This window comes from Enterobacter cloacae complex sp. 2024EL-00227 (assembly GCF_043945315.1).
In the GTDB taxonomy this organism is placed as follows: domain Bacteria; phylum Pseudomonadota; class Gammaproteobacteria; order Enterobacterales; family Enterobacteriaceae; genus Enterobacter; species Enterobacter roggenkampii.
Genome location: NZ_JBIMQP010000002.1, coordinates 264,182 through 279,433 on the forward strand (window position 1 = coordinate 264,182; position 15,252 = coordinate 279,433).

The 15,252-nt window shown below is 57.9% G+C and carries 11 protein-coding genes and 1 CRISPR repeat array; of the genes, 7 read left to right on the forward strand and 4 right to left on the reverse strand.

What is annotated here, in order from left to right; all coding sequences use genetic code 11:
• Positions 1 to 9: 9 nt before the first annotated feature.
• Together macB and macA are read right to left on the reverse strand one after the other, a co-directional pair.
• Positions 10 to 1,950: a macrolide ABC transporter ATP-binding protein/permease MacB gene (macB, locus tag ACHH0Z_RS04230; RefSeq protein WP_045406003.1), complete on the reverse strand. Its 1,941-nt coding sequence runs from the start codon at positions 1,948 to 1,950 to the stop codon at positions 10 to 12.
• Positions 1,947 to 3,062 (reverse strand): macrolide transporter subunit MacA, encoded by a 1,116-nt coding sequence (gene macA / locus ACHH0Z_RS04235; protein WP_045406001.1) that lies wholly within the window; start codon positions 3,060 to 3,062, stop codon positions 1,947 to 1,949. The genes macB and macA overlap by 4 nt, the downstream gene beginning before the upstream one ends.
• A 159-nt stretch (positions 3,063 to 3,221) precedes the next feature.
• Between macA and ACHH0Z_RS04240 the strand changes: the two genes are divergently transcribed.
• Positions 3,222 to 4,178, forward strand: coding sequence for a VirK/YbjX family protein (locus ACHH0Z_RS04240; RefSeq protein ID WP_023292896.1), 957 nt, complete (start codon positions 3,222 to 3,224; stop codon positions 4,176 to 4,178).
• Here ACHH0Z_RS04240 and ACHH0Z_RS04245 read toward each other — a convergent pair.
• Positions 4,175 to 5,833, reverse strand: a complete 1,659-nt coding sequence (locus ACHH0Z_RS04245) for an ATP-dependent endonuclease (RefSeq protein WP_008499997.1) — start codon at positions 5,831 to 5,833, stop codon at positions 4,175 to 4,177. The two genes, ACHH0Z_RS04240 and ACHH0Z_RS04245, sit on opposite strands and share 4 nt — an antisense overlap.
• Positions 5,834 to 6,123: 290 nt before the next feature.
• On the opposite strand from ACHH0Z_RS04245, the gene aqpZ reads away from it, so the two are divergent.
• The 4 genes from aqpZ (at position 6,124) to hcr (ending at position 10,665) form a co-directional block, all read left to right on the forward strand.
• The gene (aqpZ, locus tag ACHH0Z_RS04250) at positions 6,124 to 6,819 is read left to right on the forward strand and encodes an aquaporin Z (RefSeq protein WP_008499998.1); all 696 of its coding nucleotides are present in this window, start codon (positions 6,124 to 6,126) and stop codon (positions 6,817 to 6,819) included.
• A 170-nt stretch (positions 6,820 to 6,989) separates the two neighbouring features.
• Positions 6,990 to 7,889, forward strand: a complete 900-nt coding sequence (locus ACHH0Z_RS04255; RefSeq protein ID WP_045405999.1) for a lysine exporter LysO family protein — start codon at positions 6,990 to 6,992, stop codon at positions 7,887 to 7,889.
• 144 nt (positions 7,890 to 8,033) lie between these two features.
• A complete protein-coding gene (hcp, locus tag ACHH0Z_RS04260) occupies positions 8,034 to 9,686 on the forward strand; it encodes a hydroxylamine reductase (RefSeq protein WP_395149496.1) in 1,653 nt (550 codons plus the stop codon).
• 10 nt (positions 9,687 to 9,696) lie between these two features.
• On the forward strand, positions 9,697 to 10,665 hold the full coding sequence (gene hcr, locus ACHH0Z_RS04265) for an NADH oxidoreductase (protein WP_045405994.1): 969 nt from the start codon (positions 9,697 to 9,699) through the stop codon (positions 10,663 to 10,665).
• A 146-nt stretch (positions 10,666 to 10,811) separates the two neighbouring features.
• Positions 10,812 to 11,740: a CRISPR direct-repeat array (repeat unit 28 nt; unit sequence TTTCTAAGCTGCCTGTACGGCAGTGAAC).
• 165 nt (positions 11,741 to 11,905) lie between these two features.
• On the opposite strand, the gene ACHH0Z_RS04270 is transcribed toward hcr, so the two are convergent.
• Positions 11,906 to 12,340, reverse strand: a complete 435-nt coding sequence (locus ACHH0Z_RS04270; protein ID WP_039266063.1) for a DoxX family protein — start codon at positions 12,338 to 12,340, stop codon at positions 11,906 to 11,908.
• Positions 12,341 to 12,491: 151 nt separating this feature from the next.
• On the opposite strand from ACHH0Z_RS04270, the gene poxB reads away from it, so the two are divergent.
• Complete coding sequence (gene poxB, locus ACHH0Z_RS04275; RefSeq protein WP_023343670.1) at positions 12,492 to 14,210, forward strand: ubiquinone-dependent pyruvate dehydrogenase; 1,719 nt, start codon at positions 12,492 to 12,494, stop codon at positions 14,208 to 14,210.
• A gap of 38 nt (positions 14,211 to 14,248) precedes the next feature.
• Entirely contained in the window at positions 14,249 to 15,250 is a 1,002-nt protein-coding gene (ltaE, locus tag ACHH0Z_RS04280) for a low-specificity L-threonine aldolase (RefSeq protein WP_045405992.1), read from the forward strand.
• Positions 15,251 to 15,252: the final 2 nt, after the last annotated feature.

Consider the following 15,252-nt stretch of genomic DNA (forward strand, 5'->3'; position numbering starts at 1 on the left):
ATTTTCGGGTTATTCCCGAGCCAGCGCATCCACCGGATCCAGTCGCGCCGCGTTGCGGGCGGGCAACCAGCCAAACAAAATGCCGGTAAAGGTTGAACACAAGAATGCGGTAATAATGGCCACCGGCGAGAAGCCAATCTCCCAGCCGGGTAAAAAGAGCTGGAGCGCGAAGGCGATCATCATCGAGAGCGCAATCCCCATCGCACCGCCGACCAGACACACCAGCACGGCTTCAATCAAAAACTGCTGCAGCACGTCGCTGGCTCTGGCCCCGACCGCCATGCGGATGCCAATCTCCCGGGTACGCTCGGTTACCGACACCAGCATGATGTTCATCACCCCGATACCGCCGACGACCAGCGAAATCACCGCCACCAGCGTGAGGAACAGCTGAAGAGTACGTGTGGTCTTTTCTGCCGTTTTCAAGAGGCCGTCCATATTCCAGGTGAAGAAATCTTTCTTCCCGTGGCGCAGGGTGAGCAGCCGCTCAAGCTGCTGTTCGGCCAGCGCGCTGTCGTAGCCCTCCTTCACGCGCACGGTGATGGAGTTGAGCCAGGATTGCCCCATAATCCGCCCGGAGATGGTGGTATAGGGAAGCCAGACGCGCAGGATCTTGCTGCTGCCAAACATCGACTGCTTCTCTTCCGCCACGCCGATGACCGTGGCAGGCATGTTGCCGACCAGGATCACTTCGCCCACCACGTTAGCTTTATTGGGGAAAAGCTGCCTGCGCGAGTTTGCGTCCAGCACCACCACCTGCGCCCTTCCCGCCAGCTGTTCGGCGTTAAAGGTGGCCCCTTCGCTGAAGGTCATGCCGTAGACGTTAAAGTAATCGCCGCTCACGCCGTTAGCGCTGGCCGCCACGTCGATATTGCCGTAGCGCAGACGCAGGTTTTGCGAGACCGCAGGCGTGGCGGAGTTCACCCACGGCTGCTTCTGGATGGCCGCCAGATCGTCATACTTCAGCGCCTGCTGATACTGCGGCTCGTCGTCGCCAAAGTCTTTGCCGGGATAAACGTCGATGGTGTTGGTGCCGATAGCGCGAATATCCGCCAGCACCAGCTGCTTGGCCGCGTCGCCCACCACCACTATCGACACCACCGAGGCAATACCGATGATGATGCCGAGCATGGTCAGCAGAGTGCGCATTTTATTGGCCGCCATCGCCAGCCAGGCCATGGTCAGCGCTTCACGAAAGCCGCTGGAGAACTGTCCCCAGCCGGTCGAAGCAGGCAGCGCTTCCTTCGGTGCCGCCGTTCTGGCCTCGCGCGGCGGCGGGTTGCTCACCAGCTCACCGTCGCGGATCTCGATAATGCGTTCAGCCTGGGCCGCCACCTGCGGATCGTGGGTAACGATAATCACCGTGTGGCCCTGATCGCGCAACTGATGCAGGATCGCCATCACCTCTTCGCCGGAATGGCTGTCGAGCGCTCCGGTCGGTTCATCCGCGAGGATCACCTGCCCGCCGTTCATCAGCGCACGGGCAATACTTACGCGCTGCTGCTGGCCGCCGGACAGCTGCGACGGCTGGTAATCCACCCGCTCCGCCAGCCCCAGACGCGTTAACAGCGCCTTCGCGCGCTCAAGGCGTTTCTTCCGCTCAACGCCCGCATACACCGCGGGCACCTCTACGTTTTGCGCCGCGCTAAGGTGAGAGAGCAGATGGTAACGCTGGAAGATAAAGCCAAAGTGTTCCCGGCGCAGCTTCGCCAGGGCGTCGCCGTCCAGCGTTGAGACGTCCGTCCCGGCCACGCGGTAGGTACCGCTGGTGGGCTTATCCAGGCAGCCGAGAATGTTCATCAGCGTCGATTTACCGGAACCCGACGCGCCTACGATCGCCACCATCTCGCCCGCCTCCACCCGCAGGGAGATGCCCTTCAGCACCTCCACCGGGCCGTCGCCCGACGGATAGCTGCGACGAATGTCATTCAGTTCAAGCAGCGCGGTCATTTAGCGGCTCCGGGCAGGCTTTCGCTGACAACAACCTCCTCGCCCTCTTCCAACCCTTTTACCACCACCACGTCGGTGTCGTTGCGCGCGCCAATCACCACCTCGCGCTCGCGCGTCTCGCCGTTGCGCAGCACTTTCACCTTATAGCGATTGTCCCCGGCGGATTCACCCAGCGCGGAGAGCGGAACGGTCAGCACGTTCTTCACGCCGGTCAGCTGGATATGCACCTGGGCGGTCATGTCCAGACGCAGCACGCCCTTCGGGTTCGGGACCTCGAAACGCGCATAATAGAAAATGGCGTCGTTAACCTTTTCCGGCGTCGGCAGGATATCTTTCAGCACGCCTTCGTAGCGGGTTTGCGGGTCGCCGAGTACGGTAAACCAGGCGTTCTGCCCCGGCTTAAGATGGATCACATCCGCCTCGGAGACCTGGGCCTTCACCAGCATGGTGCTCATGTCCGCCAGCGTCAGAATGTTTGGCGCCTGCTGGGCGGCAATTACCGTCTGGCCCTGCAGCGTGGTAATTTGCGTCACTTCCCCGGCCATCGGCGCGACGATCTTTGTGTAATCAAGGTTGGTTTTCGCCGTATCCAGCGAGGCCTGATTACGCTTGATTTGCGCGTCAATCGTACCAATCTGCGCCTGTTTCACCGCCAGTTCAGTCGCGGCGGTGTCTAAATCCTGCTTTGAAATAGCCTGGGTTTTCGCCAGGGCCTGCTGGCGGGTCAGCGTTACCTGCGCCAGGTTACGCTCTGCCTGCGCCTGCGAACGCTGCGCGCGCAGCTCCATCAGCGTGGCTTCCACCTCGCGGATCTGGTTCTCGGCCTGTTCAGGATCGATCACGCCGAGCAGCTGGCCTTTTTTTACCTTATCGCCAATCTCAACCGACAGCGTTTTCAGCTGACCGCTGACCTGTGCGCCAACGTCAACCTTGCGCAGGGCATCAAGTTTGCCCGTCGCGAGGACGTTTTGTTGCAGTTCGCCCGGACGAACAATCAGCGTCTGATACTGCGGCACCGGCGCATTCAGCACCTGCCATAGCCAGTACCCACCGGCTAACACCACGACCGCCAGCAGCAGAAACAGCGTTCTGCGTTTTCCCTTGAGGTTCATAAATATTCCAAATAAATGTTCTGGCAATGATAAATGCTGATTCTATCTAAACGACTCCTCAACGAAACCCCTGTTCTCCGAAATCGTCACAATTTGTTTACGAGACGTTGAAAGTCCGCCTGCTGAAATGGAGATCTTCATCAAGAAGCAGGATCTAACATGTCTTCCATCGTCGATACACCTTTTTCAAACCTGCCACAGCCTGCATCGGGTTGGCAGCTCTTCAGTCATCTGGCTTCCGGTAAGCTCACGCCAGGGCTGGCGTGGCAAAACCCCGCCTATCGACGTAAATTCATGCTACGTTCGCTGGCGACGCCTGTAAGTACCGCTCGCCTGTTGACGAGCCTTGCAAAACAGCCGAGCCTGATGCAAATGCTGCAGGTGCAGCCAGGACTGCCGTGCCGTCTGCATCGCCCCTGGCTGACGGTGAATATGGATCGCCAGCAGGCCCTTGAGTCCCTTAACTGGCACTATCAAACGATGAGCCGCCATATGCCGGCATCGCTGCTCTCGGGTTATCTGTCGAAAAAGGGCTTCACGCTGCTCACCTTAACCGGTAAAGATGAAGAGCAATTTACCGTCCGCCTGTGCGCCGATGCGTTTCTGGATAAAGAAGGGGAAGCCACCCTCGCCTTCTGCGACCACCAGAATACGGTGCTGGCCGAGATGACCTTCACCCTGTGCCAGCTTGAGGGAAAATCGACGCTGTTTATCGGCGGCCTGCAGGGCGCAAAAGCCCACGTTCCCCATGAGCTGATCCAGGGTGCGACGAAGGCCTGCCATGGTCTGTTCCCAAAACGTCTGCTGGTCGAAGCCGCCATGACTCTCGGCACCGCCTTCCCGGTAGAACAGATTGTCGCCGTCAGTAACGACACCCATATTTATCGCAGCTGGCGCTACCGCAAGAAAAAAGAGGGGAAACTGTTGGCCGATTACGACAGTTTCTGGATCTCCATCGGCGGTGAAAAGCAGGATAGCGGCAACTTCATGCTGCCACTCGTCATGCCGCGTAAACCGATGGAAGAGATTGCGAGCAAAAAACGCTCCGAATATCGCCGCCGCTACGCGCTGCTGGACAGCCTGATTCAGCAGGTGAACCAGGCGACTCAACGTTAATCCGCTCTCCCGCGTGCCAGCCACAGCACGCGGGAAAACATCTTCCGCAGCAGGGTCGGCACCGCCTCCACGCCCCGTCTCCCCGCTTCCGTCGCCACTTCAATGGCTAAATCCGGTTTTGAAGAACGATGAATAGCTTTGGCGATCACGCGCCGCATGTTCATCGGGACATCGACCGGCACCATGGCAATTCGGTGGAATACGTCGTCGAACCCCTGACGATACATAAAGTGTTCCATGTCCATCGCGGGCAGCATGGTTAAATGGTCGCGCTCTTCCTCGCGCTCGTTATTCAGCAGGCTGCGTACGGTCGAGGCATATTTTTTGCCCGCCTCATCACCGTCGACCAGAACGTGCCACTCGATCCCCATCCGGCGGGCAAATTTTATCAGCGGCTTGAGTCCCGACTGGGCGAATTCAATCACCTTAATACCTTCCGCATCAAAATGGTGGCCGCACTGGCGCGCCAGTTCGTTGATGACCCAGGTTTCCGTCTCTCCTTCCACCAGCAGCCAACAGCGGGCAAAGAGCGACGACGCGCGGTTAAAGCGAATATGAAACGCGATGCGCCGCCCGTCTTCCGCGTTCAATCCACCCGGACCTAACCGGTAGGCGGAGACGCGGGAAGATTCACGCACCAGACGACAGACGTGCTCGACCGGCGTCAGCGATAATAATTCGCCGGAATTGGTGGTCGTAACGCGCTGGAGCGGCAGCAGGTTCAGCAGATGCCATGCCACGGAGAGCATGATGGGATGCAGGCGCGTTTCCGGGTCTTCCACCAGCAGCAGCGGCCGTGCGTCCCGGTCAAGACGCACGGTGCCCTTCGCCTGCAGAAGCGTTGAAAACAGCCCCAGCAAAATCACCCGATGGGTACGACCGCCGGGCCGGTCGATCATCCGGTTAATGATATCGAGGTAGCGCCAGCTGCGCTGTTCGTCATGAGAGCGGCGGCGCATCAGGCGATGGCGCGACTCCGACGTTCCCTGCTCGGAAAAATAGTGCTCCAGCAGCTGTACCATTGCGGACAACCCCTGACGAATTTGACCGTCGGTCAGATTCTGCGGACGCGACACCAGCTCTCTCGCCAGAAAATCCAGCTCGCGGGCGGTGACTTCCACTTCCGGCATATTCGGTACGGTACCGTTACGAATGCGCCGCATAAAACGCGCGTCGCGCAGGCGCAGCACCGGCGTCAGGCGGATCAGATGGCGGGCCAGATCGTCGATATTGTCCAGCGGGATCGGGCTGGCCTTCTCATCAAGAAAATCACGCAGGGTCAGCACGCCCTCGTTTTCCGCCATCTCCCCTTCCAGCCGGTAGAATATCCGGTGGAAACCGTCATCGCAGGGCACCCAGCAGGGTGACAGCGGGCGGAAGCGACGCACGCGATGGCGTCCGGGTTCGGATTCGCGGAACGTCAGGATGATATGCAGGTGCTTCTCACGCCCCGTCACGTCGCCGGGCGGGAACCAGAAATCGTCGCGAACGAAGTGATACAGATCGTCTTCGGGCGAAAGCAGTAACGTCAGCGCATCCAGCAGGCTGGACTTACCCCACGCGTTCTCGCCGATCAGGACGTTGTTCTGTTCCAGCTGCAGCGACAGGCGGTTAATACCGCGAAACCCGACAATTTCCACACGTTCGAGAAGCATAAATCCCCCGCGCAATGTTCACTTTTTCCTTTAAGTTATCAGCAGTATAGCGGGAGGCGGACTGTCACGACAGCACAACATTCACCCTGACGAGAATTGGTCTATGCTCTATTTACCGCTGATTTGAACAAGGATTGACATCACATTGCCTTAAATCAAATTAATCGAATTTATTTAAGTGGCGAAGGGGTGTTATTGGTTTCTAAAATACGGACTCTTTGAGTCGTCATCCCTTTATGGCGATATATCCCGCGCGCGGGAAAGCGTGCGGAAAATTATTTGAGGTGGTTATGTTTAGAAAATTGGCAGCAGAATGCTTTGGTACATTCTGGCTGGTATTTGGTGGCTGCGGTAGCGCCGTTCTGGCAGCAGCATTCCCGGAATTAGGTATCGGTTTTGTCGGCGTCGCGCTGGCATTTGGTTTAACCGTATTAACCATGGCCTTTGCCGTGGGGCATATTTCCGGCGGTCATTTTAACCCGGCAGTGACATTAGGTTTATGGGCCGGCGGTCGTTTTCCGGCGAAAGAGGTGATTGGATATATTGTCGCTCAGGTGGTTGGCGGTATTATCGCAGCGGGCGTTCTGTACGTCATTGCCAGCGGTAAAGCTGGCTTCGACGCGGCGGCCAGCGGCTTCGCCTCTAACGGCTTCGGCGAGCATTCTCCGGGCGGTTATTCCATGCTGTCTGCCATCGTGATTGAAATTGTGCTGACCGCAGGTTTCCTGCTGGTGATCCACGGCGCAACCGACAAACACGCGCCAGCCGGTTTCGCGCCGATTGCCATTGGTCTGGCACTGACGCTTATCCACCTGATCTCCATTCCGGTTACCAACACCTCCGTTAACCCGGCACGCAGCACCGCCGTCGCCATCTTCCAGGGCGGCTGGGCGCTTGAGCAGCTCTGGCTGTTCTGGGTGATGCCGATTATCGGCGGTATCCTGGGTGGCGTGCTGTACCGCACCCTGCTGGAAAAACGCGATTAATTGCGCGCGGTGTCGGGTGGCGCTAACGCTTACCCGACCCACGTGAGTGTGCACTTGTAGGCCGGGTAAGGCGCAGCCGCCACCCGGCTTTTTTATTGCCGCTTTACTGAACAGTCTTTATTGGGTAGTGTCTCTGGCGCTCAACAGATACTCAAAAGGACCGGCTGTTCATGTTTTCAGGACTCCTCATTATTCTGCTGCCCCTGATTGTGGGCTATCTCATCCCGCTGCACAGAGAATCCGCATTACGGCTTATCAACCGTTTTCTCAGCTGGATTGTTTACGTCATTCTTTTCTTTATGGGGATCAGCCTGGCCTTCCTGGATAATCTGGCGACGAATCTGCTTTCCATCCTGCATTATTCTGTGGTCACCGTGGTGGTTATTTTGCTGTGTAATATCGCCGCATTATTCTGGCTTGAGCGCACCGTTCCGTGGAAAAACCATCATCATCAGGAAAAACTCCCTTCCCGAATTGCGATGGCGCTGGAATCATTAAAACTGTGCGGCGTCGTGGTGATCGGTTTTCTTCTTGGGTTGACCGGCTGGGCATTTTTACAGCACGCGACAGAGGCCAGTGAATATACGCTAATTTTCCTGCTGTTCCTGATCGGTATCCAGCTGCGAAATAATGGCATGACGCTGAAGCAAATTGTTTTAAACCGTCGGGGAATGATGGTTGCGGTCATTGTGGTCGCCAGTTCCATGGTGGCGGGCGTGATTAACGCTTTTATTCTCGACCTGCCGCTGAAAACCGGTCTGGCGATGGCGTCAGGCTTTGGCTGGTATTCCCTCTCCGGTATCCTGCTGACCGAATCCTTTGGCCCGGTCATCGGTAGTGCCGCCTTCTTTAACGATCTGGCGCGCGAGCTGCTCGCCATTATGCTGATCCCGGGGCTGGTTCGCCGCAGCCGCTCTACCGCGCTGGGCCTGTGCGGCGCGACGTCGATGGACTTTACCCTGCCAGTATTGCAACGCTCTGGTGGACTGGAGATGGTGCCCGCCGCCATCGTTCACGGCTTTATTTTAAGCCTGCTGGTTCCGGTTCTGATGGCCGTCTTCTCGGCCTGATACCTCTTTGGCGGTAGGGTGCCTGCCGCCAAAATTGCGCTAAATCAATCTCCCTCTATTTTGTAGCAGAAAGCCCTTTTCTCCGTTCTGGCACAGGCATAACCTTAAACATGTATATCAAATATAACTTTAACAGGTGTGATTATGTTTTGTGTGCAATGTGAACAAACCATCCGTACTCCGGCAGGCAATGGCTGCTCTTACGCACAGGGTATGTGCGGCAAAACCGCAGAAACATCTGACCTGCAGGACCTGCTGATTGCGGCCCTGCAAGGCCTTTCCGCATGGGCGTTTAAAACCCGCGAATATGGCATCATCGACCACTACGTCGACAGCTTCGCCCCGCGCGCCTTCTTCTCCACGCTAACCAACGTTAACTTCGACTCTCCGCGCATTGTCGGGTATGCCCGCGAAGCCATTGCCCTGCGTGAAGCGCTAAAAGCGCAGTGCCTGAAGGCGGATGCTAACGCCCGCGTGGAAAACCCGATGTCTGAACTCCAGCTGGTGAGCGACGATCTCGGCGATCTGCAGCGTCAGGCGGCAGAATTCACCCCAAACAAAGACAAAGCAGCGATTGGCGAGAACATTCTCGGCCTGCGCCTGCTGTGCCTGTACGGCCTGAAAGGCGCTGCGGCCTATATGGAACACGCGCACGTGCTCGGTCAGTACGACAACGACATCTACGCCCAGTACCATAAAATCATGGCGTGGCTGGGCACCTGGCCTGCCGATATGAACGCGCTGCTGGAATGCTCAATGGAAATCGGCCAGATGAACTTCCGCGTGATGAGCATTCTGGATGCGGGTGAAACCGGCACTTACGGCCACCCGACGCCGACGCAGGTCAACGTCAAAGCGACCGAGGGCAAATGCATCCTGATCTCCGGTCATGACCTGAAAGATCTCTACAACCTGCTGAAGCAAACCGAAGGCACCGGCGTTAATGTCTATACCCACGGTGAAATGCTGCCAGCGCACGGCTATCCGGAGCTGCGTAAATTCAAGCACCTGATCGGTAACTACGGCAGCGGCTGGCAGAACCAGCAGGTGGAATTTGCCCGCTTCCCCGGTCCTATCGTGATGACCTCTAACTGCATCATCGACCCGACCGTGGGCGCGTATGACGACCGCATCTGGACCCGCAGCATCGTCGGCTGGCCGGGCGTGAGCCATCTTGAAGGTGACGATTTCGGACCGGTGATAGCGCAAGCGCAGCAGATGGCAGGCTTCCCGTACAGCGAGATCCCGCATCTGATCACCGTCGGCTTCGGTCGCGAAACCCTGCTCGGCGCCGCCGATTCGCTGATTGACCTCGTCAGCCGCGAAAAGCTGCGCCACATCTTCCTCGTCGGCGGCTGCGACGGCGCGCGCGGCGAGCGTAACTACTTTACCGATTTCGCCACCCGCGTGCCGGAAGACTGCCTGATCCTGACCCTGGCGTGCGGTAAATACCGTTTCAACAAGCTGGACTTCGGCGACATCGAAGGCCTGCCGCGCCTGATCGATGCGGGCCAGTGTAACGATGCTTACTCGGCCATCATTCTTGCCGTTACCCTGGCGGAAAAACTGGGCTGCGGCGTCAACGATCTGCCGCTCTCGCTGGTGCTCTCCTGGTTTGAGCAGAAAGCGATTGTCATCCTGCTGACCCTGCTATCTCTGGGCGTGACCAACATCGTGACCGGCCCGACAGCGCCAGGCTTCCTGACGCCGGACCTGCTGGCCGTGCTGAACGAGAAATTCGGCCTGCGTTCCGTGACCAACGTTGAAGACGATATGAAGCAGCTGTTGAGCGCGTAAGGAGGAATTTATGACCATGCCAACCTCACAATGCCCGTGGCGGATGCAGGTGCATCACATCCATCAGGAGACGCCGGATGTGTGGACGCTTTCGCTGCTCTGTCACGACTACTATCCGTACCGTGCAGGCCAGTATGCGCTGGTCAGCGTCCGCCATTCGGCGGACACCCTGCGCGCCTACACCCTCTCCTCCACGCCGGGCGTCAGCGAATATATCACGCTCACCGTCCGCCGCATTGATGACGGTGCCGGCTCTCAGTGGCTGACCCGTGACGTGAAGCGCGGAGATTACATCTGGCTCTCCGACGCCCAGGGGGATTTCACCTGTGACGACAAAGCGGAAGAGAAATTCCTGCTGCTGGCGGCAGGCTGTGGCGTGACGCCGATTATGTCAATGCGCCGCTGGCTGGCAAAAAACCGCCCGCAGGCCGACGTGCAGGTGATCTTCAGCGTGCGCTCTCCGGACGATGTCATTTTTGCCGAGGAGTGGCGTGATTATCCGGTGACGCTGGTGGCTGAGCACAACGCGACGCACGGTTTTGTGCCCGGTCGCCTGAGCCGCGAGCTGCTGCAAAGCGTGCCGGATATCGCGAACCGCACCGTGATGACCTGCGGCCCGGCGCCGTACATGGCTATCGTGGAAGAAGACGTGAAAGCGCTCGGCGTGACCCGTTTCTTCAAAGAGCAGTTCTTCACGCCGGTGGCGGAAGCGGCAACCAGCGGGATTCAGTTCACCAAACTGCAGCCTGCGCAGACCTTCTTTGGCCGCGTGGGCACGACGCTGCTGGAGGCGCTGGAAAGCAACAACGTGCCGGTGGCGGCGGCCTGCCGTGCCGGGGTGTGCGGCTGCTGTAAAACAAAGGTGGTTTCCGGGGAGTACACCGTCACCAGCACCATGACGCTGTCCGACGCGGAAATTGCCGAGGGTTACGTGCTGGCATGCTCGTGCCATCCGCAGGGCGATCTGGTCCTCGCATAAACAATAAACGCTCGTTCGTAGGCCCGGTAAGCGTCAGCGCCACCGGGCTTTTTTGCCGGGTGGCACTGCGTTTACCCGGCCTACGTTGTGCCTACTGCCTGTTCGGCATTCGACCCTAACCACCGACGCTTACCCGGCTGAAGTGCTTTCTAAGCTGCCTGTACGACAGTGAACTTGGCGCGTATTGCGCTGGCATCGCTCGAAGCTTTCTAAGCTGCCGTACGGCAGTGAACCCCTGCTGGTGGATGTCTACGCGCGTGAACACTTTCTAAGCTGCCTGTACGGCAGTGAACGACTCAACAATGATTCCTGACCAGGCTTTTACTTTCTAAGCTGCCTGTACGGCAGTGAACCTTGACCAGCTTCTTAAATTCAACGCTGTCCTGTTTCTAAGCTGCCTGTACGGCAGTGAACGTGACGAACTGGAGCACCATTAAGGATGCGTGTTTCTAAGCTGCCTGTACGGCAGTGAACGATTCGGCGCAGTACGCTGGCTCGATGCAGAATTTCTAAGCTGCCTGTACGGCAGTGAACTCACAGTACCGCAAGTATCAGGGCTAACGGCATTTCTAAGCTGCCTGTACGGCAGTGAACCTATTACTGCACGATATGAGCCCGATACTGATTTTCTAAGCTGCCTGTACGGCAGTGAACCGAGATATTCTGGGCGCTGTACACGAGAGTCATTTCTAAGCTGCCTGTACGGCAGTGAACAAATCCTCACGCTGCGAAATAGCATCATCTTCTTTCTAAGCTGCCTGTACGGCAGTGAACCTCGTTATACTGAAATTATTCGTAGTCACTTCTTTCTAAGCTGCCTGTACGGCAGTGAACGACACCGCAGCAAGTATCAAGAAGCAAATACTTTTCTAAGCTGCCTGTACGGCAGTGAACATCAAAACGTTCCTCTTCCAGCTCAACGCCAATTTTCTAAGCTGCCTGTACGGCAGTGAACGCCGCAATACTCATAATAACCTCCAGTAAGAATTTCTAAGCTGCCTGTACGGCAGTGAACAAACTTCATCGACCGATTCTAAATCCCCGCAATTTCTAAGCTGCCTGTACGGCAGTGAACTGGAACAATCTACACCTATCTTCTTGTGATATAAAGAAATCCCCCTAAAATTCTCCGTAAACCCTTTTTTCCCCACCAACAATTCACCGTTGTGAAATCAACAACTTAAAACTCACCAATAAAAAAGGGTCCGTAGACCCCTTCCCTCGGAACAGATTCCAACCCCTACCGCCACGCAGGTGTTTTCCCCAGCGCAAACCGCCCTGCCCCTAAAAACGCCACCGCCAGCGAGCCGATAAAGAAGTACACCAGGCTTTCAATCGCCCATGCGCCGACCTTGTCGAGCGCGAATGTCTCATCCAATCCCACCATCAGCCATGCCACGATCATCGTAAACGCCAGCACCAGCGCGGCCGGGCGCGTAAAGAGCCCGACAATAATCAGGATCGGCGCCACCACTTCGCCAATCAATACGCCGTAGGCGATAAACCCCGGCAGCCCTTTCTCCACCAGCATACCGCTGATAAAGCCCACGCCGCCAAACAGCTTATGCAAACCGTGAAAGAGCATCAGCCCGCCGACGGCAAGTCGTAACAAGAGTTTGCCAAGATCGTCGCACGATAGCTTTTCATTAACAGCAATTAACAATGATTTAACCATTTGAAATGATTCCTGTTTTCACTGAGGTATCACCAGATTATGCCGAAGCGTTGCGCGTGAAAAGCACCTTTTAATTGGGGGGATCTGACGGGCAATACGGAGACTTTCTTCTAAGCTTGTAAGCGTTATCACAAAAAGGAGACGGACAACCATGAAACAAACCGTGGCTGCATATATAGCGAAAACGCTCGAACAGGCTGGCGTAAAACGTATCTGGGGCGTCACCGGCGATTCCCTGAACGGACTCAGCGACAGCCTCAACAAGATGAAGACCATTGAATGGATGCCGACCCGCCATGAAGAGGTTGCCGCGTTTGCCGCAGGCGCTGAAGCACAGCTTACGGGTGAGCTGGCCGTCTGCGCCGGATCCTGCGGGCCGGGTAACCTGCACCTGATCAACGGCCTCTTCGACTGCCACCGCAATCACGTTCCGGTGCTGGCGATTGCCGCCCACATCCCCTCTTCCGAAATCGGCAGCGGCTATTTTCAGGAGACGCATCCGCAGGAGCTGTTCCGTGAATGCAGCCACTATTGCGAACTGGTTTCATCCCCGGAGCAGATCCCGCAGGTTCTGGCGATCGCCATGCGCAAGGCCGTGCTGAATCGCGGCGTGTCCGTGGTCGTTATCCCGGGCGACGTGGCGCTCAAGGCCGCGCCGGAAGGAGCCAGCACCCACTGGTATCACGCGCCGCAGCCGGTGGTGACGCCTGCCGAGGAGGAGCTGAAAAAGCTGGCGCAGCTGCTGCGTTACGCCAGCAATATCGCCCTGATGTGCGGCAGCGGCTGTGCGGGCGCGCATAAAGAGCTGCTGGAATTTGCCGGAAAGCTGAAAGCCCCGATCGTCCACGCCCTGCGCGGCAAAGAGCACGTCGAATACGACAACCCTTACGATGTGGGGATGACCGGTCTGATCGGTTTTTCCAGTGGCTTCCACACCATGATGAACGCCGACACGCTGATCCTGCTCGGCACCCAGTTCCCGTACCGCGCGTTTTACCCGACGGATGCCAAAATCATTCAGATTGATATCAACCCGGCCAGCATCGGCGCGCACAGCAAGGTCGATATGGCGCTGGTGGGCGACATCAAATCCACCCTTGCCGCCCTGCTGCCGCTGCTGGAAGAGAAAACGGACCGCAAATTCCTCGATAAAGCATTGAGCGACTATCGCGATGCCCGCAAGGGTCTGGACGACCTGGCCAAACCGAGCGACAAAGCCATTCACCCGCAGTATCTGGCGCAGCAGATCAGCCATTTCGCGGACGACGACGCCATTTTTACCTGCGACGTAGGCACGCCAACCGTCTGGGCGGCACGCTACCTGAAAATGAACGGCAAACGCCGACTGCTCGGCTCGTTCAACCACGGCTCGATGGCTAACGCCATGCCGCAGGCGCTGGGCGCAAAAGCGACAGCGCCGGAGCGTCAGGTGGTGGCGATGTGCGGCGACGGCGGGTTCAGCATGCTGATGGGTGATTTCCTGTCGGTGGTGCAGATGAAGCTTCCGCTGAAAATCGTGGTCTTCAACAACAGCGTGCTGGGCTTCGTGGCGATGGAGATGAAGGCAGGCGGCTATCTGACGGACGGCACCGAGCTGCACGACACCAACTTTGCCCGCATCGCCGAGGCCTGCGGAATCACCGGCATCCGCGTGGAGAAAGCCTCCGAGGTGGATGAAGCCCTGCAGCGCGCCTTCTCCATCGACGGTCCGGTGCTGGTGGATGTGGTCGTCGCCAAAGAGGAGCTGGCCATCCCGCCACAGATCAAGCTGGAGCAGGCCAAGGGCTTTAGCCTGTACATGCTGCGCGCGATCATCAGCGGGCGCGGTGACGAGGTGATCGAACTGGCAAAAACCAACTGGCTCAGGTAAAACATCTGGCATCGCCTTTTTAAATATAAGGACATGCCATGATTGATTTACGCAGTGATACCGTTACCCGCCCGAGTCGCGCCATGCTCGAAGAGATGATGGCCGCCCCGGTCGGGGACGACGTCTACGGCGATGACCCGACGGTCAACGAGCTGCAGCGCTATGCCGCAGAGCTGAGCGGAAAAGAGGCCGCCCTGTTCCTGCCCACCGGCACGCAGGCCAACCTGGTGGCGCTGCTCAGCCACTGCGAGCGCGGTGAAGAGTATATCGTCGGCCAGGGCGCGCATAACTATCTCTACGAAGCGGGCGGTGCCGCGGTGCTCGGCAGCATTCAGCCGCAGCCGATTGACGCTGCGCCGGACGGCACCCTGCCCCTTGATAAAGTCGCAGCGAAAATCAAAGCCGATGATATTCATTTTGCCCGCACCCGGCTGCTCAGCCTCGAAAACACCCACAACGGCAAGGTCCTGCCGCGCGAATACCTGAAGGCGGCGTGGGAGTTTACCCGCGAGCGCGGGCTCGGCCTACACGTGGATGGCGCGCGCATCTTCAACGCCGTGGTGGCGTACGGCTGCGAGCTGAAAGAGATTACGCAATATTGCGACTCGTTCACCATCTGCCTCTCTAAAGGGCTGGGCACCCCAGTGGGTTCCCTGCTTGTCGGCAACGCGGACTACATCAAGCGTGCCAACCGCTGGCGCAAAATGACCGGCGGCGGCATGCGTCAGGCGGGTATTCTGGCGGCAGCCGGGCTGTATGCCCTGAAAAACAACGTGGCGCGCCTGAAGGACGATCACGACAACGCCGCGTGGATGGCGGCGCAGCTGCGTGAAATTGGCGCCGACGTGATGCGCCACGACACCAACATGCTGTTCGTCCGCGTGGGCGATGACCACGCCGCTGCGCTTGGCGAGTTCATGAAAGCACGTGGCGTGCTGGTCAACGCCTCACCTGTGGTGCGTCTGGTCATGCATCTCGACGTCAACCGCGAGCAGCTGGCCGACGTGGTAAAACACTGGCAGGCGTTTTTACAGCGATAAGG

Bases quoted from the DNA above. Each gene is read 5' to 3' on its own strand.
- ACHH0Z_RS04270 (WP_039266063.1), bottom strand. From the start codon at position 12,340: ATGGTTAAATCATTGTTAATTGCTGTTAATGAAAAGCTATCGTGCGAC.
- aqpZ (WP_008499998.1), top strand. From the start codon at position 6,124: ATGTTTAGAAAATTGGCAGCAGAATGCTTTGGTACATTCTGGCTGGTA.
- hcp (WP_395149496.1), top strand. From the start codon at position 8,034: ATGTTTTGTGTGCAATGTGAACAAACCATCCGTACTCCGGCAGGCAAT.
- hcr (WP_045405994.1), top strand. From the start codon at position 9,697: ATGACCATGCCAACCTCACAATGCCCGTGGCGGATGCAGGTGCATCAC.
- ACHH0Z_RS04245 (WP_008499997.1), bottom strand. From the start codon at position 5,833: ATGCTTCTCGAACGTGTGGAAATTGTCGGGTTTCGCGGTATTAACCGC.
- macB (WP_045406003.1), bottom strand. From the start codon at position 1,950: ATGACCGCGCTGCTTGAACTGAATGACATTCGTCGCAGCTATCCGTCG.
- ACHH0Z_RS04255 (WP_045405999.1), top strand. From the start codon at position 6,990: ATGTTTTCAGGACTCCTCATTATTCTGCTGCCCCTGATTGTGGGCTAT.
- poxB (WP_023343670.1), top strand. From the start codon at position 12,492: ATGAAACAAACCGTGGCTGCATATATAGCGAAAACGCTCGAACAGGCT.
- ACHH0Z_RS04240 (WP_023292896.1), top strand. From the start codon at position 3,222: ATGTCTTCCATCGTCGATACACCTTTTTCAAACCTGCCACAGCCTGCA.
- macA (WP_045406001.1), bottom strand. From the start codon at position 3,062: ATGAACCTCAAGGGAAAACGCAGAACGCTGTTTCTGCTGCTGGCGGTC.
- ltaE (WP_045405992.1), top strand. From the start codon at position 14,249: ATGATTGATTTACGCAGTGATACCGTTACCCGCCCGAGTCGCGCCATG.